24 protein-coding genes are annotated in these 25,149 nt (G+C 67.0%); 11 read left to right on the forward strand and 13 right to left on the reverse strand.

All coding sequences use genetic code 11. The annotated features are described in order from the left end of the window. Positions 1–17: 17 nt before the first annotated feature. A complete protein-coding gene (gene trpB / locus ACCQ10_RS13290; protein WP_039566623.1) occupies positions 18–1,235 on the reverse strand; it encodes a tryptophan synthase subunit beta in 1,218 nt (405 codons plus the stop codon). Between the two features lie 107 nt (positions 1,236–1,342). Here trpB and ACCQ10_RS13295 point away from each other — a divergent pair, with 107 nt between their 5' ends. Continuing rightward, positions 1,343–2,269, forward strand: a complete 927-nt coding sequence (locus tag ACCQ10_RS13295) for a LysR family transcriptional regulator (protein WP_372360934.1) — start codon at positions 1,343–1,345, stop codon at positions 2,267–2,269. A gap of 346 nt (positions 2,270–2,615) precedes the next feature. On the opposite strand, the gene ACCQ10_RS13300 is transcribed toward ACCQ10_RS13295, so the two are convergent. The 8 genes from ACCQ10_RS13300 to prmB form a co-directional block, all read right to left on the reverse strand. Then, complete coding sequence (locus ACCQ10_RS13300; RefSeq protein WP_184555109.1) at positions 2,616–3,284, reverse strand: phosphoribosylanthranilate isomerase; 669 nt, start codon at positions 3,282–3,284, stop codon at positions 2,616–2,618. Further along, positions 3,281–4,054, reverse strand: coding sequence for a tRNA pseudouridine(38-40) synthase TruA (gene truA / locus ACCQ10_RS13305; protein ID WP_372360935.1), 774 nt, complete (start codon positions 4,052–4,054; stop codon positions 3,281–3,283). The genes ACCQ10_RS13300 and truA overlap by 4 nt, the downstream gene beginning before the upstream one ends. A gap of 179 nt (positions 4,055–4,233) precedes the next feature. After that, positions 4,234–4,626 (reverse strand): VOC family protein, encoded by a 393-nt coding sequence (locus ACCQ10_RS13310; protein WP_184385068.1) that lies wholly within the window; start codon positions 4,624–4,626, stop codon positions 4,234–4,236. Then, positions 4,623–6,620, reverse strand: coding sequence for a motility hub landmark protein FimV (locus ACCQ10_RS13315; RefSeq protein WP_506191956.1), 1,998 nt, complete (start codon positions 6,618–6,620; stop codon positions 4,623–4,625). Before ACCQ10_RS13315 ends, ACCQ10_RS13310 begins: the two co-directional genes overlap by 4 nt. A 200-nt stretch (positions 6,621–6,820) precedes the next feature. After that, positions 6,821–7,846: an aspartate-semialdehyde dehydrogenase gene (locus tag ACCQ10_RS13320; RefSeq protein WP_372360936.1), complete on the reverse strand. Its 1,026-nt coding sequence runs from the start codon at positions 7,844–7,846 to the stop codon at positions 6,821–6,823. Positions 7,847–7,931: 85 nt separating this feature from the next. Continuing rightward, the gene (locus ACCQ10_RS13325) at positions 7,932–9,005 is read right to left on the reverse strand and encodes a 2-hydroxyacid dehydrogenase (RefSeq protein ID WP_372360937.1); all 1,074 of its coding nucleotides are present in this window, start codon (positions 9,003–9,005) and stop codon (positions 7,932–7,934) included. After that, positions 8,998–10,101 carry a chorismate synthase gene (aroC, locus tag ACCQ10_RS13330; RefSeq protein WP_372360938.1) on the reverse strand — a complete coding sequence of 368 codons (1,104 nt, stop codon included), beginning with the start codon at positions 10,099–10,101 and terminating at the stop codon, positions 8,998–9,000. The genes ACCQ10_RS13325 and aroC overlap by 8 nt, the downstream gene beginning before the upstream one ends. Positions 10,102–10,111: 10 nt before the next feature. Next, positions 10,112–11,038, reverse strand: a complete 927-nt coding sequence (gene prmB, locus ACCQ10_RS13335) for a 50S ribosomal protein L3 N(5)-glutamine methyltransferase (RefSeq protein WP_372360939.1) — start codon at positions 11,036–11,038, stop codon at positions 10,112–10,114. Between the two features lie 80 nt (positions 11,039–11,118). Here prmB and ACCQ10_RS13340 point away from each other — a divergent pair, with 80 nt between their 5' ends. Next, positions 11,119–11,769, forward strand: coding sequence for an SCO family protein (locus ACCQ10_RS13340; RefSeq protein WP_372360940.1), 651 nt, complete (start codon positions 11,119–11,121; stop codon positions 11,767–11,769). After that, on the forward strand, positions 11,766–12,608 hold the full coding sequence (gene asd, locus ACCQ10_RS13345) for an archaetidylserine decarboxylase (RefSeq protein WP_372360941.1): 843 nt from the start codon (positions 11,766–11,768) through the stop codon (positions 12,606–12,608). The genes ACCQ10_RS13340 and asd overlap by 4 nt, the downstream gene beginning before the upstream one ends. Positions 12,609–13,013: 405 nt before the next feature. Here the strand turns inward: asd and ACCQ10_RS13350 are convergent, their stop codons facing one another. Next, on the reverse strand, positions 13,014–14,597 hold the full coding sequence (locus ACCQ10_RS13350) for a transglycosylase SLT domain-containing protein (RefSeq protein WP_372360942.1): 1,584 nt from the start codon (positions 14,595–14,597) through the stop codon (positions 13,014–13,016). A gap of 285 nt (positions 14,598–14,882) precedes the next feature. Here ACCQ10_RS13350 and ACCQ10_RS13355 point away from each other — a divergent pair, with 285 nt between their 5' ends. After that, positions 14,883–16,388, forward strand: coding sequence for a helicase HerA-like domain-containing protein (locus ACCQ10_RS13355; RefSeq protein ID WP_372360943.1), 1,506 nt, complete (start codon positions 14,883–14,885; stop codon positions 16,386–16,388). Between the two features lie 24 nt (positions 16,389–16,412). Beyond that, positions 16,413–16,934, forward strand: a complete 522-nt coding sequence (locus ACCQ10_RS13360) for a hypothetical protein (RefSeq protein ID WP_372360944.1) — start codon at positions 16,413–16,415, stop codon at positions 16,932–16,934. Positions 16,935–17,140: 206 nt separating this feature from the next. Here ACCQ10_RS13360 and nudK read toward each other — a convergent pair whose 3' ends face one another. After that, a complete protein-coding gene (gene nudK / locus ACCQ10_RS13365; protein WP_372360945.1) occupies positions 17,141–17,740 on the reverse strand; it encodes a GDP-mannose pyrophosphatase NudK in 600 nt (199 codons plus the stop codon). 223 nt (positions 17,741–17,963) lie between these two features. Here nudK and ACCQ10_RS13370 point away from each other — a divergent pair, with 223 nt between their 5' ends. Then, positions 17,964–19,235: a tetratricopeptide repeat protein gene (locus ACCQ10_RS13370; RefSeq protein WP_372360946.1), complete on the forward strand. Its 1,272-nt coding sequence runs from the start codon at positions 17,964–17,966 to the stop codon at positions 19,233–19,235. Between the two features lie 206 nt (positions 19,236–19,441). Here ACCQ10_RS13370 and ACCQ10_RS13375 read toward each other — a convergent pair whose 3' ends face one another. Continuing rightward, the gene (locus tag ACCQ10_RS13375) at positions 19,442–20,908 is read right to left on the reverse strand and encodes a rhomboid family intramembrane serine protease (protein ID WP_372360947.1); all 1,467 of its coding nucleotides are present in this window, start codon (positions 20,906–20,908) and stop codon (positions 19,442–19,444) included. A gap of 111 nt (positions 20,909–21,019) precedes the next feature. On the opposite strand from ACCQ10_RS13375, the gene greB reads away from it, so the two are divergent. After that, positions 21,020–21,526: a transcription elongation factor GreB gene (greB, locus tag ACCQ10_RS13380; RefSeq protein ID WP_372360948.1), complete on the forward strand. Its 507-nt coding sequence runs from the start codon at positions 21,020–21,022 to the stop codon at positions 21,524–21,526. A gap of 183 nt (positions 21,527–21,709) precedes the next feature. Here the strand turns inward: greB and rimO are convergent, their stop codons facing one another. Continuing rightward, complete coding sequence (rimO, locus tag ACCQ10_RS13385; protein WP_166748946.1) at positions 21,710–23,083, reverse strand: 30S ribosomal protein S12 methylthiotransferase RimO; 1,374 nt, start codon at positions 23,081–23,083, stop codon at positions 21,710–21,712. Between the two features lie 182 nt (positions 23,084–23,265). On the opposite strand from rimO, the gene ACCQ10_RS13390 reads away from it, so the two are divergent. The 4 genes from ACCQ10_RS13390 to ACCQ10_RS13405 all read left to right on the forward strand — a co-directional run bounded on the left by ACCQ10_RS13390 (position 23,266) and on the right by ACCQ10_RS13405 (position 25,136). Further along, entirely contained in the window at positions 23,266–23,928 is a 663-nt protein-coding gene (locus ACCQ10_RS13390; RefSeq protein ID WP_039406157.1) for a dienelactone hydrolase family protein, read from the forward strand. Then, positions 23,925–24,362 carry an HIT domain-containing protein gene (locus ACCQ10_RS13395; protein WP_372360949.1) on the forward strand — a complete coding sequence of 146 codons (438 nt, stop codon included), beginning with the start codon at positions 23,925–23,927 and terminating at the stop codon, positions 24,360–24,362. The genes ACCQ10_RS13390 and ACCQ10_RS13395 overlap by 4 nt, the downstream gene beginning before the upstream one ends. Before the next feature lie 28 nt (positions 24,363–24,390). Further along, complete coding sequence (locus ACCQ10_RS13400; RefSeq protein ID WP_003486900.1) at positions 24,391–24,558, forward strand: LiaI-LiaF-like domain-containing protein; 168 nt, start codon at positions 24,391–24,393, stop codon at positions 24,556–24,558. 392 nt (positions 24,559–24,950) lie between these two features. Beyond that, positions 24,951–25,136 (forward strand): LiaI-LiaF-like domain-containing protein, encoded by a 186-nt coding sequence (locus ACCQ10_RS13405; RefSeq protein ID WP_166745086.1) that lies wholly within the window; start codon positions 24,951–24,953, stop codon positions 25,134–25,136. Positions 25,137–25,149: the final 13 nt, after the last annotated feature.

The following is a 25,149-nucleotide window of genomic DNA, read 5'->3' on the forward strand; positions in this document are numbered from 1 at the left end:
CTGCAGCCGGTCTGCCCTCACAACACCAGACCCTCGCGCGCGGCGATGGTGTGCACGTCCTTGTCGCCACGCCCGGACAGGTTGCACAGCACCAGCGCATCCTTGGGCAGCTCGCGCGCCAGCTTGATCGACTGCGCCACCGCATGGCTGGACTCCAGCGCCGCCAGAATGCCCTCGGTGTGCGCCAGCAGGTGGAAGGCGGCCATCGCCTCGTCGTCGGTGATGCCCTGATACACCGCGCGGCCGCTGTCGGACAGGAACGAATGCTCCGGACCCACGCCGGGGTAATCCAGGCCGGCGGAGATCGAATGGGTTTCGGTGATCTGGCCGTCGTCGTCGCAGATCACGTAGGTGCGGTTGCCGTGCAGCACGCCGGGGCGCCCGGCGGCGATCGATGCCGCGTGGCGGCCGGTGGCGATGCCGTCGCCGGCCGCTTCGGCGCCATAGATCTTGACGCCGGGGTCGTTGAGGAAGGCATGGAACAGGCCGATCGCATTACTGCCGCCGCCCACGCAGGCGCTGATCGCATCCGGCAGCCGGCCGTAGTCCTGCAGCATCTGCTCGCGCGCTTCGCGCCCGACGATGGCATTGAAGTCGCGCACCATGCGCGGATACGGGTCGGGGCCGGCAACGGTACCGATGATGTAAAAGGTATCGCGCACATTGGTTACCCAGTCGCGCATCGCTTCGTTGAGCGCGTCCTTGAGCGTGGCCGAACCGGAGGTCACCGGAATCACCGTCGCGCCCAGCAGCTTCATGCGGTAGACGTTGATCTTCTGCCGTTCGATATCGGTGGCGCCCATGTAGACCACGCATTCCAGGCCCAGGCGCGCTGCGACCGTGGCGCTGGCCACGCCATGCTGGCCGGCGCCGGTCTCGGCGATGATGCGGGTCTTGCCCATGCGGCTGGCCAGCAGTGCCTGGCCGATGGTGTTGTTGATCTTGTGCGCGCCGGTGTGATTCAGGTCTTCGCGCTTGAGCAGGATCTGTGCCCCGCCCACTTCGCGACTGAGCCGCTCGGCGTGGTAGATCGGGCTGGGCCGGCCGACGTAATGCTTGAGGTCCTTGTCGTATTCGGCGATGAAGCTCGGATCCTGGCGCGCCTGGTCATAGGCGGCGGACAGCTCCTGCAATGGACCGATCAAGGTTTCGGCGACGAAGCGGCCGCCGAACTTGCCGAAATGGCCGGCAGCATCCGGGTAGGCGTAAAAGTCACTGATGGGCTGGGCCGACATGGGAATCCTCTGCAACGGTGCGGTCATACGCGAGGCCGTCACTCTACCCCAGCCCGGGGCGGCGATAAATCGATAAGATTGCTGCAACCTGTGACCTGGACTCACACATGAGCAGCCTACTCCCACCGCTGGCGGCCCTGCGCGCCTTCGAAGCCGCCGCGCGTCTGCAGAGCCTCAGCCGCGCGGCGCAGGAGCTGCACGTGACCCATGGCGCCATCAGCCGCCACGTCCGCGCGCTGGAACACGCCCTGGGTGCGGCCCTGTTTGTCCGCCAGGGCCGCGGCCTGGTATTGACCGCTGCCGGCGCGCGCTTGCGCGATGCCACCGGAGAAGGGTTCGCCCTGATTGCCGACACCTGGGCCGGTCTGCGACGCCCGGCCACCGAGGCGCCATTGGTGCTGGGCTGCTCCGGCAGCCTGCTTGCACGCTGGGTCATCCCGCGCCTGGGCCAGTTGCAACACGACCTTCCGGACATGCGCCTGCACCTGTCGGCCAACGAACAACCGCCCAGCGCGGATCTGGATGGCCTGGACGCGGCCTTGTTGCTGGACACCCCACCCTGGCCCGGCAACTGGCAAGTGCATGACCTGGGCGTGGAATGGATCGGGCCGGTGCTCAGCCCGCACCTTGCCTCGGCCTTGCGGCTCGCTGGCAACCACCCGGCCGCCCTGCTCGATCACGCCGTGCTGCACACCCGTTCGCGCCCACAGGCGTGGCCGGAATGGGCCCAGGCCCACGGCCTGGCGCGCGACGCGTTACGGCTGGGAACCGAGTTCGAACATCTGGTGTATCTGCTGGAGGCGGCCGCCGCGGGCCTGGGCATCGCGATCGCCCCGCAGGCCCTGGTCGCGGCCGATCTGGCGGCCGGGCGCCTGCTGGCGCCCTGGGGATTCACCGCCACCCGCGGCCGCTGGGTGCTATGCGCCGCAAAGCGCAATCCTGACCCACGTATTGCACAGCTGGCGGATTGGCTAGGCAGCGCCCTGGCAAACGATCAGCACACCTCGCCGGCCATGCATGCCGCAGCCACCTGAGCGGCATCGCGGGCGGCCGTCGCACGACCGCAGCGCCAGCACGGCTGATTACGACCATGCACCGACGACACGATTACCAGGCGCAAGACCATGCACCGATGTCGCTACCAAGAAGGTGCGAAACGACACGTCTGAGCTTCGCAAGCGCGAAGGCATGCAGTCACTGGCTGAATCGCTCTAGCGGATAGGCGCCACCTCGGCGCAGCCGGCACACCAACAACGCGGGGCGCGCAACTGCCGACGGATCGAAGTCAGAAACCTGCCAGCGCGCAAACGCGTAGGTCTGCCCATCAACCAATCGCCTCAACCCACCGCTGTTACGAATCCCGACTCCCGAATCCCGCCCTCACCCCATCTCGTGACAATCGGCGCGGCGCACCTCTTCGACAAACTTGCGCATCTTGTGGCCATCCTTGATGCCGGGCGCAAGTTCCACACCACTGGAGACATCCACGCCCCAGGGCAGCGTCGCGACGATCGCGTCGAACACATTGTCGGCGGTGATGCCGCCGGCAAGAAGAAATGGGCGGTGCAAGCCGGTGGGGAGTCGCGACCAGTCGAAGGTCTTGCCGGTGCCGCCGCCAGCGCCAGGCGCATGGCTGTCGAACAGGAAGCCGGCCGTATTGGGATAGGCCAGCTGCAGCGTGCGTGCATTGGCGTCTTCGCCGTTCACGCCGGTGCTGCCCATCGGCACGGCCTTCAGATAAGGCAGGTTGAAACTGCGGCAGAACGCGTCGTCTTCCTCGCCGTGGAACTGCAGCAGGGTCGGGCGCACGGTGCGGACCACCTCACGCACTTCTTCCTTGGAATTGTTGCGGAACAGGGCCACCACGTCGACCATCGGCGCGGTGGCCTGGCGCATGGCGCGCGCCTCGGCCGGCGCCACGCGGCGCGGGCTGCCGTGGGCAAAGATGAAACCTACCGCGTCCACACCCAGCTCCCCGGCCAGTCGGATGTCACCGGCGCGGGTCATGCCACAGAACTTGATACGGGTGCGGTACAGCGATCGATTCATTGGGTCACCTCGGCGGGCAGAAGCCACTCTGCAGGATACAGAGGCCCGATAAACACCAGACCTTGTGGCGGCGCTGTCGGCCCGGCAACCGTGCGGTCGCGCCCGGCGAGCAACGTCGCGATCCAGTCGGCCGGCTGTTCGCCGGTTCCGACCAACATCAGCGAGCCCACAATATTCCGCACCATGTGATGAAGGAATGCATTGGCCTGCACCTGCACCTCCACCACTTCGCCGATGCGCTGCACGCTGATTGCCTGCAGGTTGCGACGCGCATGCAAGGCCTGGCATTGCACGCTGCGAAACGCGCTGAAGTCGTTTTCGCCCAGCAAGGCCTGGGCGGCAGCATGCATGGCCTGGGCATCGAGCGGCCGACGTTCCCAGCTCAGCGTCTGCCGATACAGTGCCGGGCGGATCTGACGATTCAGCAGGCGGTAGCGATACCGCCGGGCGCGCGCGGCAAAGCGTGCATGGAAGTCGTCGGCAACGGGCACGCACCAGCGCACCGCGATCGAAGCCGGCAGCCGCGCCGTGGTGCCCAGCATCCAGCCACGCGGCTGACGTCGCGCATCGCTGTCGAAGTGCACCACCTGGCATTCGCCATGCACGCCGGCGTCGGTTCGCCCTGCGCAGACCACCTGGATCGGGGCATCGGCCACCGACGACAGCGCCGTCTGCAGGCTGGCCTGCACGCTCGGCCCGCCATGCTCGCCCAGTTGCTGCCAGCCCTGAAACTCGCTGCCGTCATACTCCACGCCCAGCGCGTAACGCATCGGTACCTGCCCTATGAATGAATCGATGAAACCGAACGCCGGTCATGCCGACGCCACCATCGCAGGCAGGTGCCAGCACAGCCCCGCTATGCGGAGAAGGTGAAGTGTACGAGCAGCGTTGTCCGATAGCATCGGCCGATGGCGAGCCGCGGTAGCACGCGGCTCACACAGGCGCGTGGTCAGTCGCTTGACGCGATCGTGCGCTCGGACCACACGGCCAGCGTGGCGCCGCCGGGCTCGCGGAAGTGGAACCGGCTGCCACCCGGAAAGCCGAAGACCGGCTTGACGATCTCGCCGCCGGCGGCGCGCACCCGATCGAGCATCGGCGCCAGGTCGTCGGCATACAGCACGACCAAGGGGCCGCCTTCTGCCGGAGCAGGCGTGCCGGCGCGGTAGAAGCCGCCATCCAGGCGACCGTCGTTGAAGGCCAGGTAATCCGGCCCGTAGGCCTGGAACTGCCAGCCGAACACGGTTTCGAAGAAGGCCCGGCTGGCGTCGGGATCGGTGGATGCGAACTCCACGTAGTCGATCCGTCGCTCGCGTACCGCAAGGCTGTCCATGGCCGGGCTCATGCCAGGCGTTCCAGCAGCTCGGCGGCTTCGGCGCGGGTGGCATCATCGCCGGTGGCCGCGACTTCCAGCAGCAGGCCACGCGCCGTGTCCTTGTCGCCCAGGTCCATGTACGCCACTGCCAGCTCCAGGCGGTCACGGCCTGCGGAGGCAACTTCCCTGCGGCCCACCGCGCCGGGTGCAGCCGCTGCCAGCGGAGTCGCAGGAGCCGGAACGACATCCTGGGGGGCGCGGTCGACGTCGAAGCCGTCCTGGACGCCATCGTGCGCAGTCGACGCTGCCGCCGACGGGGCGCCGAGGTCGGGCGCGCGCTCCGCGTGCACGGGCTGGACAGGCTCGGCCTGCTCGGGCGCCTGCGACGCGTCAGACGGGAACGGGGAATCGGCGGCCTGGAACGCGGCTACCGGTGGCGACGTTGCCGCCGGAGTGGCACGCAGCGAACGCCACTCGTCGCTGTTGACCACCGGCGGCGCAGCGGCTGGCTCGGACAGCAGCGGCTCGCGCCGCAGCACCTCCGACAACGGCGGCTGCACGTCATGGGTGCGCTCGTCTTCGCGCAGGTCGACCTGTTCGAATTCGGTTTCGTGCACCACATCGCGCTCGCTCGGCTCGGTGGCGTGCACGTCGTCCTGCGGCTCGCCGCCGTCGGCCGGCGCGACCGGCGGCACGAAGTCGAACTGGCGCCGCGGCAACGGCGGCAACGGCGAGGGCTTGCGGCGACGCGCGGCCAGCCACGCGACAACCGCAGCCACGATCAGCACCAGCCCACCGATCAGCCACAGCGGGAAGCCACCACCTTGCGGTGCTGCCTGCGGCGCCTCGGCAAGACGCTTCTGCGCGGCGGCCAGGTCGGTGTCCTTCATCGCGATCAAGGCTTGTTGCTGCTGCTTGAGCTTTTCCAGATCGGCCACGCGTGAGCGCAGGTCCTGCAATTCCGCATCGCGGGTGGCGATGTCTTCCTTGGCCTGTTGCAACTGTTGGTTGGCCGCCATCTCGCCCTCGCCTTCGGCACTGGTGCCGGACGTGGCGCCGGCGGTGTTGGTCTGACTCGCCACTGCCGGGGCGATTTCGAGCCGCGCGCCGGCACCGGGCGCGGCGGACGCGGGCGGGGCCGGGGCTGTTGCGGCCGCGGCACCGGCATCGGCCGGTTGCGGAATGGCCGACCGCGACTGACGCCACTGGGCAGCCTGCTCGCGCACCATCACGGTGGCTTCGGCCGCACCGACCTGCGCCAGCGCGTCTTCCTGCGGGGTGCGCAGCACTGCGCCTTGCTTCAGTCGATTGATGTTGCCGTTGACGAAGGCATCGGGATTGGTGCGCAGCAGCGCCAGCATGGTCTGGTCCAGCGAATGCCCGCTGGAACGTGCCAGGCGCGCCGCGATCTCCGACAAGGTCTGGCCCGAGCGCACGGCCGGCAGCGCATCGCCGGTCTGCGACGCCGCGGCGCTAGCCGGGGCGGGCCGTGAGGGCGCCGCAGCGGCGCTGGGGGCGCCCTGCGCAGCGCGTTCGACCGCTGCCTGGGCAGCCGCCGGCTCACGGGCGATGGTATTGCTGGCGCCGGCGCGCGGCGCTTCGATGGCGGGCTCGGCGATCGCGGCAGCGGTGTTGGGCGCATCGACCAGGGCGGCGTACTCGCGTACCAGCCGGCCCTGGCCCCACTCCACTTCGATCAGGAAGTTGATCGCCGGTTGGTCCACCGGCTGACTGCTGGTCACCCGGATCACCGCCCGCCCGCGCGCATCCTGCGCGAACTGGAACTGCAGACTGCTGACCAGACCCTGCGGCCGCTCCAGTCCGACGCGCGCGAAAGTAGTGGCCGACGCCAGTGCCACGCGCGCGTTGTCGAGCTCGCCCGGCTCGTTGGAGATGACCGGAATTTCGGCCACCAACGGCTGCCCGGGCTTGGACAGCACCCGGATATCGCCAAGTCCCAATGCCATGGCTGCGCCACTGCAGGCCATCAGCAGCAACGCACCCAACCCGTGTATCGGACGCATCGCGCCCCTGCCCCTATGTTTCATGGGCATCAATATAGCCGCTGGATGAGCGAAAAAGTCGGCGCCCCTGTGCAGAGCGCATAAGCTGTCGCAATGCGACATCCATGCGTCAGGTCATCGGTAGGAGCGCGCTTGTGCGCGATGGGGCTTCACCGGGAAAGCCCCATCGCGCGCAAGCGCGCTCCTACGCAGCCGACGGATCAGCCTTCCTGGGCGACCAGTTCGGCCAGTTGCACGGCGTTGAGCGCAGCACCCTTGCGGATGTTGTCGGACACGATCCACAGGTTCAGACCACGCGGATGCGAGAAGTCTTCGCGGATGCGGCCGACGAACACTGCGTCCTTGCCGGAGGCGTGCGTGACCGGGGTCGGGTAGCCGCCGGGCTTGCGCTCGTCCACCACTTCCACGCCGGGCGATGCTGCCAGCAGCGCGCGCGCCGCTTCTACGGTGATCTTGTCGCGGGTTTCGATCGCCACCGCTTCGGAGTGACCGTAGAACACCGGCACGCGCACCGCGGTGGGGTTCACCTGGATGCTGTCGTCGCCGAGGATCTTGCGGGTTTCCCAGACCAGCTTCATCTCTTCCTTGGTGTAGCCGTTGTCCTGGAAGTCGTCGATGTGCGGGATCAAATTGAAGGCAATCTGCACCGGGAACCGCTGCGGGTCGATTTCCTGGAAGCTCAGCAATTCGCTGGTCTGCTTGCCCAGTTCTTCCATCGCCGAACGCCCGCCGCCGGAGACCGATTGGTAGGTCGCCACATTGATGCGCTCGATGCCGTAGGTGCGGTGGATCGGGCCCAATGCCACCAGCATCTGCATGGTCGAGCAATTGGGGTTGGCGACGATGCCGCGCGGGCGCTGCTTGAGCGCTTCCGGGTTGACCTCGGAGACCACCAGCGGCACGTCGTCGTCGTAGCGGAACGCCGACGAATTATCGATCACCACCGCACCGGCCGCGGCGAACTTGGGGCCGTATTCCTTGGACACGCTGCCGCCCGCGGAGAACAGCGCGATGTCCACGCCAGTCGGATCGAAGTCGGCCAGATCCTGCACATCGACCTTGCCGCCATTGAACTCGACCTGCCCGCCCGCCGAGCGCGACGACGCCAGCGCGTACAGGGTGGCGACCGGGAAGTTGCGCTCGGCCAGGATGCTCAGCATGGTCTCGCCGACAGCGCCGGTGGCGCCCACGACCGCGACGTTGAAACGACGGTTTTCGTTGCTCATGAGGTTTGTCTTTATCGAAAAGGGGGAAAGAGGAAGCACTGCGCGCTGGGTTCGGGGAACCTCCAAAGCTGGCCGCGGAGGTTCCCTATCGTTTGGTCGAGATGGTGCCGGTGACGCCGGCTTTTTTCGCATCCGCGCCGGTGCCGCCATGTTTGGCAGCGGCAACCGCATCGGCATTGAGCGCGCTCGGCGGATGGCCGGCATGCGGGCCTTTGCCCAGCGCAGCGATCAGGTTGTCCACCGCCAGCTGCACCATCGCACGGCGCGTGGCCAGGCTGGCGCTGCCGATATGCGGGGTGAGCACCACGTTGCGCAGCGCCAGCAGCTCCGGACGCACGCGGGGTTCGCCTTCGTACACATCCAGGCCGGCACCGGCCAGACGCCCGTTGGCCAGCGCATCGGCCAGCGCCAGCTCATCGACGATGCCGCCGCGCGCGATGTTCACCAGCGTGGCGGTGGCGCGCATCTTGCCCAGCGCCGCCGCGTCGATGATGTGGTGCGAGTCCTTGGTGTACGGCACCACCAGCACCAGATGATCGGACTGCGCCAGCAAGGTCTCGAAATCCACGTACTGCGCGCCCAGCGCCTGTTCGGTGGCGGCCGGCAACTGGCTGCGGTTGTGGTACAGCACGCGCATGCCGAAGCCGTGCGCGCCGCGCCGTGCGATGCCCTGCCCGATCCGGCCCATGCCCAGGATGCCCAGCGTGCTGCCATGGATATCGGCACCGAGCATGGTCTTGAACGACCACTGCCCCCACTGCCCGTCGCGCAGCCAGCGCTCGGCTTCGGTGATGCGGCGCGCGGTGGCCATCAGCAACGCAAAGCCGAGATCGGCCGTGGTTTCGGTGAGCACATCCGGCGTATTGCTCGCCAGGATGCCGGCCGCGCTCAGCGCATCCAGATCCAGATTGTTGTAGCCCACGCCGACATTGGCGATGGCGCGCAACTGCGGGGCCGAGGCGATTTCGGCCGCGCCGATGCGCTCGTTGAGGGTGATCAGGGCGCCGTCCAGCGGTGCCAGTTGCGCGGCCAGTTCGGCCGGCGAATACGCGCTGACGCGCTGCGTGGTGGTCAGCTCGAAATGCTCGCCCAGCTGCGCGACGACATCGTCGAACAACGGCTGGCTGACCCACACCCTGGCGCGACCCGCGTCAGACATCGACCTGACCGGGAATGCGCGGCGAGATCTCACCCACATCGCCGCATTGCGCGCGGTGGCGCAGTGCCTGGTCCATCAGCACCAGCGCCATCATCGCCTCGGCGATCGGGGTGGCGCGGATGCCCACGCACGGGTCGTGCCGGCCGGTGGTGATGACATCGACCACACTGCCATCGGCATCCACCGTCGCGCCGGGCAGGCGCAGGCTGGAAGTGGGCTTGAGCACCATCGAAGCAGTGACCGCCTGGCCGGTGGAAATACCGCCCAGGATGCCGCCGGCATGGTTGCTGAGAAAGCCTTCCGGCGTGATCAGGTCGCGGTGTTCGGTACCCTTCTGCGCGGCGCTGGCGAAGCCGTCGCCGATCTCCACGCCCTTGACCGCATTGATGCTCATCAACGCAGCCGCAAGTTCGGCATCGAGCTTGCCGTAGATCGGCTCGCCCCAGCCTGCCGGCACGCCGCCGGCCACCACGTCCACGCGTGCACCGACCGAATCGCCGGATTTGCGCAGCGCATCCATGTAGGTTTCCAGCTCCGGCACCTGCGCGGCATGCGGCCAGAAGAACGGGTTGTCTTCCACCGCATTCCAGTCGAAACCGGTCGGGCGGATTTCGCCCAGCTGCGACAGGAAGCCGCGCACCAGCACGCCGTAGCGCTGCTTGAGCCACTTCTTGGCGATGACGCCTGCGGCGACGCGCATGGTGGTTTCGCGCGCCGACGAGCGCCCGCCGCCGCGCGGATCGCGAATGCCGTACTTCTGCCAATAGGTGTAATCCGCATGGCCGGGACGGAACTGCTGGGCGATGTTGCTGTAGTCCTTGCTGCGCTGATCGGTGTTGCGGATCAGCAGGCCGATCGGCGTGCCGGTGGTGCGGCCTTCGTACACGCCGGAGAGGATCTCGATCTCATCGGCCTCGCGGCGCGCCGAGGTGTGCCGGCTCTTGCCGCTGGCACGGCGCTGCAGATCGTGGCTGAACTCTTCCGGCGCAATTTCCAGGCCGGGAGGGCAGCCATCGACCACGCAGCCGATCGCCGGCCCATGCGATTCGCCGAAGGTGGTGACGGTGAACAGCTTGCCGAACGAATTGGCACTCATGCGCGCAGGCTCATCGCTGCGCGGCCAGCTCGGCGATGCGTGCGCCGTGCGCGATCAATTCGCGGCATTCCACCGCGAAGATGCCCATCTGCCCGACCTTGAACTCGACCCAGGCCAAGTCCACTTCCGGCAGCAGCTTGATCAGATGCTGCTCGGATTCGCCTACTTCGCAAATCAGCAAGCCATCTTCGCTCAGGTGCTGCGGCGCATCGCGCAGGATTTTCAGCACCAGGTCCAGACCATCGTAGCCGGCACGCAGGCCGAGTTCGGGCTCGTAGGAATACTCCTGCGGCAGCGCGTCGGTTTCGTCGTTGGTGACGTACGGCGGATTGGTGACGATCAGGTCGTACTGGCGACCGCCCAGCCCGGCGAACAGGTCCGACTTGAGCAGGCTGACGTTGTCGGCATGCAGGCGCGCCTTGTTTTCGGCCGCCAGCGCCAGCGCATCGTCGCTGATGTCCACGCCGTCCACATCCCACTGCGGGTTGTAGTGGCCCATCGCAATGGCAATACAGCCTGAGCCGGTGCACAGGTCGAGTGCGCGGGTCACTTCACGGCCGCCCAACCAGGGCTCGAAGCCGGCTTCGATCAATTCGGCGATCGGCGAACGCGGCACCAGGGCGCGCGCATCGCTCTTGAAACTCAGACCGGCAAACCAGGCCTCGCCAGTGAGATAGGCCGCCGGCACGCGCTCGCTGATGCGGCGTTCGAACAAGCCGAGCACCTGCTCTTTTTCCGAGCGCAGCAAACGCGCCTGGCCGTAGGCCGGGCCCAGATCGTGCGGCAGATGCAGGCTGTGCAGGACCAGCTGAGTGGCTTCGTCCAGCGCGTTGTCGTAGCTGTGGCCGAAGGTCAGACCGGCTGCGTTGAAACGGCTGGTGCCGTAGCGGATCAGGTCGATGATGGTGTGCAGTTCGTCGGCCGCGGCGGCAGTCATGGCAACAACTAAAGAGGAATCGGCCCCCGATTATAGAGGTCGGATCGGTATCATGAGCGTCCGTTGCACTGGAAACCGCCATGTTCAATCGCAATACCGGCATCGTGCTGCTGGTGGCGCTGGCCGCCGGCCTGGGGTTGTTGCTCGGCCAGAAGTTCCTTGGCGGCGCGCCCGATTCGCCCTGGCCGCCCACCAAGACCATCACCTTTTATCCGCAGCCGCGCCCGCTGCCGCAATTCAGCCTGCGCCAGTCCGACGGCACCCAACTGGTGCCCGGCGAGCTCAAGGGGCATTGGACGCTGGTGTTTCTGGGCTTTACCTTCTGCCCGGATGTCTGCCCGACCACCTTGACCGATCTGGCCGTGGCGCAGAAGCAATGGGAAAGCATTCCCGATGGCTTGCGCCCGCGCGTGCTGTTCGTCTCGGTGGACCCGCAGCGCGACCCGCCTGCGCGCCTGGGCGAGTACGCGCACGCCTTCCACAAGGACACCCTGGCCGCCACCGCCGACGTACCGGCGCTGGAGCGCTTTGCCACCGCGCTGGGCTTCGTGTTCCAGAAGGTGCCGGGCAAGGGGTTTGCGCAGAATCCCAACGACTACAGCATGGATCATTCGGCCGGCATCGCCGTGCTCGATCCGCAAGGCCGCCTGGCCGGCCTGATCCGTCCCCCGCTCGACCCGAAGGCGATTGCCGCCGACCTCCAACAGCTGACCAAGGTAACCGCTCCGTGAGTCTTGTCACTTCCCTGACCTACGTGCTGCCGCACCGGTTGCTGTCCTCGCTGGCGCGCGCGCTGGCCTATTCCGAGACACCGTCCACCAAGCAGTGGTTGATCGACACGGTGACGCGCAAGTTCGGCGTGGATCTGAGCGAAGCGCAGCAGCCTGACCCGCGCGCCTATCCCACCTTCAACGCGTTTTTCACCCGCGCCTTGAAGCCCGGCGCGCGCGTGCCCGATGCCGACCCGGCAGCCTTGCTGATGCCGGCCGACGGCCGCATCAGCCAGCTTGGCCCGATCGAAAACGGTCGCATTTTCCAGGCCAAGGGGCAGTCGTTCACCGCCGCCGAGTTGCTCGGCGATGAAGCGGCCGCAGTGCCGTTCAACAACGGCCTGTTCGCCACCGTGTACCTGTCGCCCAAGGACTATCACCGCGTGCATATGCCGTGGACCGGCACCCTGCGCGAAACGGTGCACGTGCCCGGCCGGCTGTTCAGCGTGGGCCCGGATGCGGTGCGCAATGTGCCGCGCCTGTTCGCCCGCAACGAGCGCCTGGTGTGCCACTTCGACACCGACTTTGGCCCGATGGCGTCGGTGATGGTGGGCGCGCTGCTGGTCTCCGGCGTGGAGACGGTCTGGAGCGGCGTGGAGATTCCGCGCTATGGCGACCGCATCACCCGCAAGGATTACTGCGGCAAGGGCATCGTGCTGGAACGGTTTGCGGAGATGGCCAGGTTCAACTACGGCTCGACCGTGATCGTGTTGCTGCCGCCGGGTGTGGCCACGCTCAATGGTGCACTTGCGGCCGAGACATCGGTGCGGCTGGGGCAAGCGCTTGCGCGTCGCCAGTGAATTGCAACGACACCGTCTTAGGAGCGGACCTGGTCGCGGCCCGGCATTCCCAACGATGCGGCGCTCCTACGCGCCGTTTTGCTCAGCCCAGATAACGCAACACACTGCGCACAACAGGACTACCTGGACGGCTTCGTCGCGGCCAGGTCCGCTCCTACGGCAAGCAGCCTTGTCGTGCGCTCGCCGCCATCGTAGGAGCGGACCTGGCCGCGACGAGGCATTCCCGACAAGGCGTCGCACACCCGCGCGCCGTTTGCCAAGCCTTCGATTGAAAACACGCTGCCCAGACCCGGGCTAACGGAGCGGCGTTCGCGCGGCCTGGCCTGCTCCCACGCCAGCGGGTTCAGGCCGATGCGCACCGCCGTCTAAAGGGTGCGGCCATCAGCACGGCACCACCTGCGCAACTCAGCGGTCGCAGCCCGCCAGCTTGATGCTCTGCCCCGGCTTGAGCGCGTACGCCGGCGCCTTCAGGCCGTTGGCCTTGGCCAGCTCCTTGATCTCGCACTGGTACTTGTTCGCCACGCGGCCGAGCGTGTCGCCCTTGGCGATGGTGTAGCTGCGCGCCTGCCTGGCCTTGGGCTTGGCGACCGCCGGCTGGCCGGTGGCCACGGTGGTGGGCACGCCGGCCATCTGGCTGACATCGCCCACTGCCACGCTGGGCACGTATTCGGGCGCGCTGCTGCTGCGCACGATGGCGTTGTTGAGATCGGCCGTGATCAGGGTGCGTGCCAGGTCCGCACGCGGGCCGCTCACGCAGTAACGCGTGTACAGGCTGGCGATGCGATTGGTGGCGTTGATGACGGTGCCGGCCGGAATCCAGCCATCGGATTCGTAGCGCGGGTTGAGGTTGCGCAGCGCACGCATGTAGCCATCACGTGCGCCCATGCCCCCCAGGCAGATGGTGAGTTCGTAGATCGTGGTCGACTTGGCCAGCTTGAGCGTGGCCGGCTGCGCGTCGAGCTTGGGGAAGTCCACGCCGTACTGTCGCGGGTGCAGGAAGATCCACGCCGCCGCGATCACCATCGGCACGTAGTCCTTGGTTTCGGCCGGGAACTGGTTATAGACATCCTGTTCCCAGAAGCCGCGCCCGCCAAATTGCGAAAACACGCGTGCCGCGCGCCCTTCGCCGCCGTTGTAGGCCGCCAGTGCCAGCTCGATGCTGCGGTTGAGCCCGGCCATGCGCTCGTTGAGATAGGCGGCGCTGGCTTCGGCGGCGCTGCGTGCATCGAAGCGCGTGTCGAAGCCGGTGCCGTCCGGGCCCAGCCCGAAACGGCGCCCGGTGGCCGGCATGAACTGCATCAGTCCGGCCGCGCCGGCGCGCGAACTGGCGTGCACCTTGCCGTTGGATTCCTTGGCCATGATGCCGAACAGCAGCGCCTCCGGCAGCCCGCGCTTCTGCCATTCCGGCCACATTACCCCGCGCAGGTTGCTGTAGTTGTCGTAGCTGGTCATCAGCGCCGGGCGCATGTCGGTCAGCCAGCGCCGGATGCCGGCCTGCACCGCCGGGTTGTACTGCACCATCTTGTCGAACTCGTGGCGCTGGTCGTTGAGCAGCGTCGCCGCCCGCGCCGCTTCGGGCACGCCATTGGAAGCCGGGCCGAGATGGTCGGGGTCGGCCTGCAGCAGGGTGTCGTCATCTTCCGGGTCTTCGGCGGCCGGCGCTTCGGCGTCGGCGCGCGCCTTGAGCAGGCGCTTGTAGGTGGCCAGTTGATTGGCGACCAGGCAACCGCGCTGCTTGATGCAGGCGTCGATGACGTCCTCCATGTCTTCCAGTGCAGCGTCGCCCTCGGCGGTGCCCTTCGGATCGGAGTTGTTCACCAGCACCAGCGCATCGCGGTAGCGCTTTTCGGCGGCGGCCATGCGCGCATCGAGCGCGGCGGCCTTCTCCGTGTCGCGTTTGGAGATCGCGTGGGCGGCGGGGACGACAGACATCAGCGCCACCACAGCCAGGACAGGCCATGGGCGCAAACCAAAATGAGCGAGCGGCATCGTAGGCAGTACAGCGGAAAGGCAGGCAGGGTAGCCGCCGGGGCGATACCGGGGCAAGGCGCGGCGGACGCCAGGGTCAGTGGCCCGTTAGCTTGGCGAGCGGGCGACACGCAGCCACATCGCATCGGTACGGCGGTTCGAGGACGGGACGGCATAGCGCCGACCGCCCCGCGCCGCAGGCGTGCCAACCTGATCGTAGAGCCAGCCCCCAAAATTCTTTATCGCCTGCCTGGACGGGCGAGGTTGCCCGCTAGAATCCTGCCTTTCTTCCACCGGATCTGCGCAATGGCCTCATTCCTGCTCGGCAAAGGCGTTACCGACGACATCCCGGTCACCCTGGAAGGCCGCTTCGGCAATCGGCATGGCCTGGTAGCCGGCGCCACCGGCACCGGCAAGACCGTGACCCTGATGACCCTGGCCGAAGGCTTTTCGCGGTTGGGGGTGCCGGTGTTCCTGGCCGACGTGAAGGGCGACGTCGCCGGGCTGGCCGCGGCCGGCGACGGCGCGCCCGCTGTGCTGCAGCGCGCCACGGATGTGGGCATCGCCGACTACGCGCCGGCCGCCAGCCCGGTGGTGTTCTGGGACCTGTTCGGTCAGCTCGGCCACCCGGTGCGCACCACCGTGAGCGAAATGGGCCCCACCCTGCTTGCGCGCATCCTGGAACTCAACGACACCCAGTCCGGCGTACTCGACATCGTGTTCAAACTCGCCGATGACCGTGGCCTGTTGCTGCTGGATCTGGACGACCTGCGCGCGTTGCTGGCGCTGGTGGTGGAAGAGCGCAAGGAACTGTCCACCAGCTACGGACTGGTGTCGGCGCAGTCGGTGGCCGCGATCCAGCGCGCGCTGCTGCGGCTGGCGCAGGACGGCGGCGAGCAGTTCTTCGGTGAACCGGCGCTGGGACTGGCCGAGCTGATGCGCGTGGCCCCGGATGGTCGCGGCGTGATCGGCATCCTGGCGGCCAATCAACTGGTGCTCAAGCCGAAGCTGTATTCCACCTTCCTGCTGTGGTTGTTGTCCGAACTGTTCGAGGGCTTGCCGGAAGTGGGCGACCTGGACCAGCCCAAGCTGGTGTTCGTCTTCGACGAGGCGCACCTGCTGTTCGACGATGCGCCGGCCGCGCTGGTGCAGCGCATCGAACAGGTGGTGCGCTTGATTCGTTCCAAGGGCGTCGGGGTGTATTTCTGCTCGCAGTTTCCCGACGACATCCCGGACACCATCCTCGGCCAGCTCGGCAACCGCGTACAGCACGCGTTGCGCGCCTACACCCCGCGTGACCAGAAGGCGGTCAAGACCGCCGCGCAAACCTTCGTGGCCAATCCCAAGCTCGACGTGGCCAGCGCCATTTCCAGCCTGGGCACCGGCGAAGCCCTGGTATCGCCATTGCAGGGCAAGGGCGTGCCGGCGCCGGTGCAGCAGACGCTGATCGCGCCGCCGCGTTGCCGCATGGGCGCCATCAGCGCGCCCGAACGCGCGCAGGTCCGCGCGGCCAGCCCGGTTGGTACCCGCTACGACACCGCGATCAATCGCGAATCGGCCGCCGAACTGCTGGCACGCCGCGTGGAACAGGTGGCCACGCAGACCGCCGCCCCACCCGCCCGCAGCCGCGCGCAGGAGGACGCGCAGGACAGCGGCTTCGGCAAGGCGGTCAAGGATGCCGTGTTCGGCACCGGACGCCGCCAGGGCATGCTGGAAACGATGGCCAAGCAGACCTCGCGCACCATCGGCAGCAAGATCGGCCAGCAGATCGTGCGGGGTATTTTTGGAAGCATTTTTGGCGGGAAGCGCTGAGCTCGACGCCCACCAAGGAATGCCATGAGCAAGGATGCAAAGAACACGCGACTGGCCTGCACGATGGCCATCGCGATCGTCGCCGCCGGTACGGCCGCAGCCGAACCGGCAAACCAGAGCGATCTATGGCCCCTGGAGCGTCAGCAACTGCTGACCGGTCATTACACCGGGCAACTCGAGTCCTATGCGCAAGACTGCCGGGTGGTCAGTGCCGAACTTTCGCTTTCGATGCCCACTCCGAGCAGAAAGATGCAGCGCTATACGTTGAAAACCTTCTGTATCGCTGGCGGCCAAGTAAATGACGCGCCGCGGACCATGACAGGTTTCTGGGACATGGACGAGCGGATCGGCAGCTGTCTCGTGCTCAACTTCATTGATGTCGACGATCGGCTGGTAGGGCCGAACATCTACGCGTTTGCCGTCGAAGAGGATCTTCCCTCCAGCGACGACCAGCATCCCAAGTACCTCCTCGTTCAAGACGGGCAGAACTGCCATAGCGGCAGATCACCGGAATACGACGACAAGGTACTGAGAAAAACGCGCTGACGGCGGCGCGCCCTATCTTCGCGCGAAGGCCTTTGCCGCGAGACAAGCGACTTCAAGCAGGCTCCTGGTGGACTGGCCGTCACGATTCTGCTGATGCGGTTCACCTGCCTTGTCACGCGTAAGCCGCGTGACTTTGTCGTCTTGCAGGTTCCAACGCACGACAAGCCGCCTAGCAACGCTTGCGCTCACGGGTGCTCATCCGCGAGCTAGTCCAGCACGCCATGCAGCTTGGCGTACTGCAGCAGCATGATGGTCTTGGCATCGGCGATCTCGCCGGAGCCGATCATTGCCAGCGCATCGTCGAGTGACAGTTCAAGCACCTCGATCTCCTCGCCGTCCTCTTCGACGCCGCCGCCGTCGCTCACCTTGTCGCCGTCGAAGTATTCGCCGACGAAGAAGTACAGCCGCTCGGTGACCGAGCCCGGACTCATGAAGGCCTCGAATACCTTGCGCACGTGATCGATGCGGTAGCCGGTTTCCTCTTCGGTTTCCTTGCGGATGCAGGTCTGCGGATCGTCGCGGTCCAGCAGGCCGGCGCAGGCCTCGATCAACAGGCCGTCCGGATTGCCATTGAGCAGCGTAGGCAGGCGAAATTGCCGGGTCAACATCACCGTCTGCCTGGCGCGGCTGTAGAGCAGGATGGTGGCGCCGTTGCCGCGGTCGTATGCCTCGCGCGACAGGGTCTGCCAACGGCCGTCCTTGCGCAGGAAGTCGAAGGTGACCTTGCGGAGCACATACCAGTTGTCGGACAGCACATCGATGCTGCGAATACGGACCTGCGGGGTGTCCAGGGTCGATGGATTCACGCGGAGCTCCTTGCGATAGGAAAAGGACAGGCGCCATGGGATGGCATGGGAAGCGCAGGGCATCTGGGGCGCGCGGCCCCACGCGGCGAACCGGCGACAACGAGCCGCAGGCCGCAGGCAACTGACCCGCCCGGACCGCAGCGGCCGAAAGGCCTCAACGCCCAATTGCACGAGGCCGCGCATCGTCGCACAATCCCTTCACATCACACGCGTGGGGAGCGTCATGGAAGACCGTTTTCGCGCGCGCAAGGCCGTGCAGGCCGCGCCTGCGCCGTTCTGGACCCGCATTCCCGCCATTGCCACTTACCCGCTGCGCGGCTCGGCGCTGTATGCGCTGATCGCGCTGACGCTATGCAGTGCATTGCTGGTGTTGCCGGGCATTCTGAAGCTGCTGGTCATGGGCGTGTTGGGCATGGCGACCTACACCTACGCCTTCGACATCCTGCGCCACACCGCCGATGGGCAAGCCGATGCGCCCCGGCTCGGATACAACAGCTTCGACAGCGCGGTGCTGCGCCTGATCCTGCTGGCCATCGCGCTGGGCATCGTGATCGGCGCGGCCGCCGTGGTCGCGGGCCCGTTCGGGCTGACCATCGCCTATGTGGCAACCCTGTTGCTGTTGCCCGGCATGCTCATTTCGCTTGCCATCGACGGCAGCCTGCGGCGCGCATTGAACCCTGCGGTTTCGATCGACATGGCGATGCGCATCGGCTGGCCATATCTGGCCGCCTACGGGCTGCTGTATGTGATCCAGGGCAGCGGCACGGCGGCGGCGTTCATTGCACTGACATATCTGCCGCCCATCGTGCGCGAGGCGACCACGCTGGTGGCCTCCATCTGGGCCCTGTTCGCCAGCTTCCATCTGATGGGGTATCTGGTCTACCAGTACCACGAAGCGCTGGGCTATACCCCCAACGGCGGCGACGTGCAGGAACGTGCCGATCCGGATCAGCGCCTGCTCGATGAGGCCGAACACCATGTGCGCGAGGGTCACACCGACGAGGCCTTTCAGGCAGTGCGCGGTGCGGTGCGCTCGCGTGCGGTGAGCCTGGCGGTGCACGAGCTGTATCAGCGCCTGCTCCGACAGCACCATCGCAGCGACGAACTACACGAACACACCCGGCACTACATCAACCGCCTGCTGCAGGAAAAGCAGGAACGCCGCGCGCTCGCACTGCAGCGCGAAGCGCTGGACAGCGACCCTGCATTCACCCCGCTGCTGCCGGAGCAGGCCACCCTGCTGGCCGAGCGCGCCAAGATGGCCGGGCAGTTCCAGCTGGCCACCGATGGCTTGCTGGCCGCCATCGCAGCCTGGCCGCGCGACCCGATGCTGCCGAGCTGGTCGCTGGACGCGGGCCTGATGCTGGCCGAGCGCTTGGGCCGCGACGACCAGGCACGTGCGCTGCTGCAACACGCAACGGAGCGCTGCGACGATGCAGCGCAGCGCGCAAAGCTGGATGCGGCATTGCGCGCGGTTGCGATCCAGCCGGCGTAAAGACAGCCGCGCAGGGGCGCGAGCGATCGTCAGCGTGGCACGTCGGCCGATGGCTGCGGCCAACTGATAGCCGCTGACAAAACCACTGCGCTCGTTGCCAGACGGGCGCGGCATGCGTTCGAATCAGCGGATACCTCGCGCGCACTCCGCCTTCTCCGCGTCGTCCCCCCACCTGACAACGCGCCGCCAGGTGTCGTTCGCCACGCTCATCCGTTCTCGAGCAGAAACCGTGCCTTGGCCGCCTGCCCCTGCTCGGGAAACTGGTCCAGCACCAGTCGCAGCAACCGCGTGCGCTGCTCCCCGGCGTGCAGGTCGCCGTGGCGCAATGCCAGCACGAACCATCGCTGGGCAAGCTCGGCCCGGGGCGCGTCGCTTTCGCAGTCCTTCAACACACGCTCGGCATCGGCCAGCAGCCCGTTGCTGAGGCAGGCGTCGACCAAGGCCATGCGAGCCGGCAGCTCGCACAGGGCCAGGTCCTTGCCCAGCTCTGCTGCCACGCCCAACTGGAGCCGCGTCTGTTCTGCCGTATGCGACGGCAGCCGCAACATGGTCTGCGCGTGTCGCAGCGTGTCCTGCCTGCTCCCGGCATTGCGTGCAACGCGGTAGCGCGCCAGCGCGATTTCCAGGCTCTGCGGCATTTCATCGGCCAGCTCGGCCAGCAACCGCTCTGCCTCACGGTTTTCCATACGCCCCAGATGCGACTGCGCGCGCGCCCAGCGGTCATCGGCCTGCGCAGGCGCGTGCTCGTCCATGAACCCCGGGCGGATCTGACGCGTGGCTACGAGGATCGCGCCCAGCAGCGCGCCACTGACCAGGCCGCCGGCATGCGCCTCGAACGCCACCGAGCCGTTCTCGCTCCACAGCAGGCTGTAGATTTCCCAGCCCAGCCATAGCGGCAGCAACAGGATTGCAGGCCCACGCACGTAGTTGAACACCACGAAAAACCAGTAGAAGAACCGCACCCGGCGGCGGCCCCAGACCACGCAAAATGCGCCCATCAGTGCGGCAATGGCGCCGGACGCGCCCAGCCCGCCACCGGGCTGGCCCCAACGCCACCACAGGCTCGCCGCACTGGCGCCGAAGCCGCCCGCCAGGTACAGCAGCAGGAACCATCCGCTGCCGATCGCACCTTCCAGCAAGGTGCCCAGCGCCAGCAGGAACACCATGTTGCCGAACAGATGATTCAGGTCTCCATGCAGGAAGGTGGCCGACAGCATGCGCGCAGGCGACCATTCGGAACTGCGTTGCAGATGGCGCAACGTGAATACCCTGGACAGCCGCGCGTCGTACGGCGCACGCAAGCCCTGCCATTGGCGCAGCTGTTCTTCGTTGTTGAATAGCGTGCCGCGGCGCAATGCCTGCGCAAAGGCGACATCGTGCATCGTCAGGTGGGCCAGATAGGCGGTGCGCTGGCGCGCAGGAGCGGCAGCCAGCTTGCCCTGCCGCGCAGCACGCAACCTGAGGTCGCTGGTCTGTTCCAGATAGCGGGCGTGCGCCGCCGCTTCCAGCGTGCCCAGCCCGGAGTCGACGTAGTAGCGCACGGCATCCTCGACCAGCGCATCGTCCTTGCGCTGATAACCGACGTAGACGACCACGTTGATCAGCACCAGCAGCAGCGTCACCCAGGGAATGTTCTGGCGCGACCAGGGTTTGTGCAGCGGCATGAGCAGCATGACGACATCCGTGTCCGAGAATGGCGCAAAGCTTCGCTGTGCGGCGGCAGATGCGCAAGCACGCCATGCGCGCTAGCATCGCGCCCCCGCCGTTCGATGCCCCGCCCGACCATGAGCCGCTGGCGCCCGCCTGCCGAAAAAAGCACCGCACTGATCACCCCGGAAGGCCATGTGCGCCTCAAGGCCGAGCTGGAAGAGCTGTGGCGCGTGCGCCGGCCGGAGGTGGTGCGCGCGCTGGCTGCGGCCGCTGCGGAAGGCGACCGCTCGGAAAACGCGGAGTACACCTATCGCAAGAAGCAGCTGGGCGAGATCGACCGCCGCGTGCGCTACCTGAGCAAGCGCCTGGAAGCGCTGCGCGTGGTGGACACCGCGCCCACCGACCCGCAGGCGGTGTTTTTCGGCGCGCTGGTGGAACTGGAAGATGCCGACAGCGGCGAGCTGCTGCGCTACCGCATCGTCGGCCCGGACGAAACCGATGCCGCACGCGGCTGGATCAGCATCGATTCGCCGCTGGCGCGCGCGCTGCTGAAAAAGCGCGTGGACGACGAATTCGACGCGCAACTGCCGTCTGGCAAGCACAGCTTCGTAGTGGTGTCGGTCGATTACACCGGCCAGTAGCCGCGTGATCGCATTCCGCTGGCGCTCGGCGGCCGGCGGCCGGCGGCCGGCGGCCGGCGGCCGGGGCCAGGATGACCTTGGCGCGTGCAGGAGCGCACGTGTGCGCGATGGGGGCATCATCGATAACGCCTCATCGCGCACAAGTGCGCTCCTACGGACGGCGGTGTCCCGACACGTGGCCGGTTACACCATCTGCAGATTCAACGACCGCCCTTGCTGGATCGCGCCATTGGCCGGCAGCGCATCGCCGAACAGGTCGTGCTCGTCGCTGTCGGTGATTTCCACGTCGACCAGGTCGCCCACCTTCAACTGGAGCTCGCCGCCGTTCTGGATATGCACCAGGCCGTCGATTTCCGGTGCGTCCGCGCGCGAACGTGCCACCGCGATGTCGTCTTCGATCAGATCCACCAGGCATTGCTGCACGCTGCCGATCTTGGCTTCCAGACGCAGCGCAGAGATCTCCGCCTGCTTGGCCATGAAGCGCGCCAGGCGCTCCTGCTTGACCTCTTCCGGCACCTGATCCGGCAGCGCATTGGCGCTGGCGCCATCCACCGGCGAGTATGCGAACGCGCCGACGCGATCGAGCTGTGCCTGGTCCAGGAAGTCCAGCATGGACGCGAACTCGGCCTCGGTTTCACCGGGGAAGCCAACGATGAAGGTCGAGCGCACGGTGATCTCCGGGCACATCGCCTTCCAGCGCTGTACGCGCTCCAGGGTCTTGTCCACCGCGCCCGGGCGCTTCATCAGCTTGAGGATGCGCGGGCTGGCGTGCTGGAACGGGATGTCCAGATACGGCAGCAGCTTGCCTTCGGCCATCAGCGGAATGACGTCGTCCACGTGTGGGTACGGGTAGACGTAATGCAGGCGCGTCCACACGCCCAGCTCGGACAGGCCTTCGCACAACGCCTTCATGCGGGTCTGGTACATGCGGTCGCGCCACGGGCGCTCGGCGTACTTCAGATCCACGCCGTAGGCGGAGGTGTCCTGCGAGACCACCAGCAGCTCCTTGACCCCGCCGCGCACCAGCCGTTCGGCCTCGCGCAACACTTCGTCCACCGGGCGCGAGACCAAATCTCCGCGCATCGAGGGGATGATGCAGAAGCTGCAGCGATGGTTGCAGCCTTCGGAAATCTTCAAGTAAGCGTAATGGCGCGGCGTCAGCTTGATGCCGTAGTCCGGCACCAGATCCACGAACGGGTCGTGCCGCGGCGGCAGCGCGGCGTGCACCGCTTCCATCACGCTCTGGTAGTCCTGCGGGCCGGACACCGCCAGCACCTGCGGGTAGGCCTCGCGGATCTGCTCCGGGCGCTTGCCCAGGCAGCCGGTGACGATCACCTTGCCGTTGGCGTTCATCGCCTCGCCGATCGCATCCAGCGATTCGGTCACCGCCGAATCGATGAAGCCGCAGGTATTGACCACCACCACGTCGGCGGCGTCGTAGCTGGGCACGATGTCGTAGCCCTCCACGCGCAGCTGGGTGAGGATGCGTTCGGAATCGACGAGCGCTTTCGGGCAGCCAAGGCTGACGAAGCCGACTTTGGGGTTCAGCTGGGACATGGAAGCAGGAGCCTGGGAGTGGAGCGGCCTGGGGCCTGGGCAGGGCCAATTATAGCGGCGCGCGGGCAGCGCTCTGAACCGCCGTGCCTCGCCAGCGGGGTCGGCTTTGCGAAACCCTCACTTTTCACGATGCCGGTCCGGTCGATAATGCGCGCCTACCCCGCTGCACATCAGGAATTCCCATGGGTCACTGGACCACGCTCGACACCCCCGACGGCCAGGTTGCCGCCTGGCACGCCACCCCCGCCTCCAGCCCGCGCGGCGGCCTGGTGGTGATTCAGGAGATCTTCGGCGTCAACGAACATATCCGCGCGGTCGCCGACGATTACGCCGCGCGCGGCTACGAGGTGCTGGCACCGGCCTTCTTCGATCTGGAAGAAAAGGACGTGCAGCTGCCCTACGACCAGGAAAGCCTCCAGCGCGGTCTGGCATTGGCCAATGCGGTCGGCCTGGAACGCGCGGTGGAGGTGGTGAAATCCGCCGCCACGCTGCTGACCCGCGCCGGCAAGGTGGGCACGGTGGGCTATTGCTGGGGCGGCTCGGTGGCGCTGCTGTCGGCCATCCGTCTGGGCCTGCCCTCGGTGAGCTACTACGGCGGCCGCAACACCCAGCTGCTGGACGAAACCCCCAAGGCCCCGGTGATGTTTCACTTCGGCGAGCAGGACGCCAGCATTCCGCCGGAAGCGATCCAGGCGCATCGCGAGAAGCTGCCGCAGATGGAGACCTTCGTGTACCCCACCGGCCATGCCTTCAATCGCAGCATCGACCCCACCCACTACGACGCCGACAGCGCCGAACGCGCGCTGGAACGCACCTTGGGTTTCTTCGAAGCGCACCTGGGATGAGTGCACCGGCATCCGGCGGTGCTGCAGCGGACGGGTTTCAGCTGGATCCGCGCCTGGCGGCCGACACGGTGTTCGTCGCCGACGGGCCATTGTCGCAGGTCCGCCTGATGGACGACACACGCTTCCCGTGGCTGGTGCTGGTGCCACGGGTGGCCGATGTCAGCGAGTGGATCGATCTGGATGGCGGCCAGCAGCGCCTGTTGCTGGCCGAGATCAACCAGCTCTCGCAGTTGCTGCGCGTGGAGCCGGGCGTGGGCAAGCTCAATCTCGGTGCGCTGGGCAATATCGTGCGGCAGCTGCACGTGCACCTGGTCGGCCGCCATCCCGGCGATGCGGCCTGGCCCGGGCCGGTCTGGGGCAACGGCAGCGCGCAGCGATTTGCCGCCGACGCCCTGCGGGAGCGTGTCGCGGCATGGGCGCAACGGCTACGATAGGCGCCCGTTCGCCAACCTGCCTTCTCGCATGAAATCCAATGTCGTCGCCGCGCTGATCCTGATCCTGGTGGGTCTGCTGTTCCTGGCCAACAACCTGGGCTGGACCAATCTCAGTCTTGGCCGGCTGATCGCCACTTGGTGGCCGGCGGCGCTGGTCGCCTGCGGCATCGGGATGCTGTTCGGGCGCGGCAAGTAGGTCGGGCGGGGATTCGGGAATCGGGATTGGGGGCATCGCAACAGCGGCGCCCAGGTGCTGATGGCTAGCGTGGCCGTTCTGCGGCGGCACCCTGGCGCCTGTTCTTCTCCCCTTGGGACATTGTCCTCCTTTATGGGGGGAGAAGGTGCCCCGCAGGGGCGAATGAGGGAACGGGCGACGCCTCATGCGCTCACTAGTGGCAGCACCCAACCCGCACCTCATGTGCTTATCGCAGGAAAGCCCGCCCTACCCTTGGACTGATGCCTGCTCTTAGCGCAGGTAGCCTGCAGCCACCGGACATGACGTTTGTCATCCGCAACTGTTGACTTCTGGCACCTGATCGGCAGCCGTATCGCGCGCAGCATGGCCTCACACCAACCGAGGATGTCGCCATGCACTACCGCCTGATTCCCGCTCTGTTTCTGATCGTCCTGGGCGCGTTGTTTCTGCTGGACAACCTGGGGCTGGCCGATCTGGATGTGGGCCACCTGATCGCCACCTGGTGGCCGGCCTTTCTCATCGCTGCCGGCGTGCGCCAGCTGCTGCGTTATCGCGAAAAAGCCGCCGCGACCTGCTGAAGGCCACGGCAGC

The organism is Xanthomonas sp. NCPPB 1325 (assembly GCF_041477645.2).
Lineage (GTDB): Bacteria > Pseudomonadota > Gammaproteobacteria > Xanthomonadales > Xanthomonadaceae > Xanthomonas > Xanthomonas cannabis.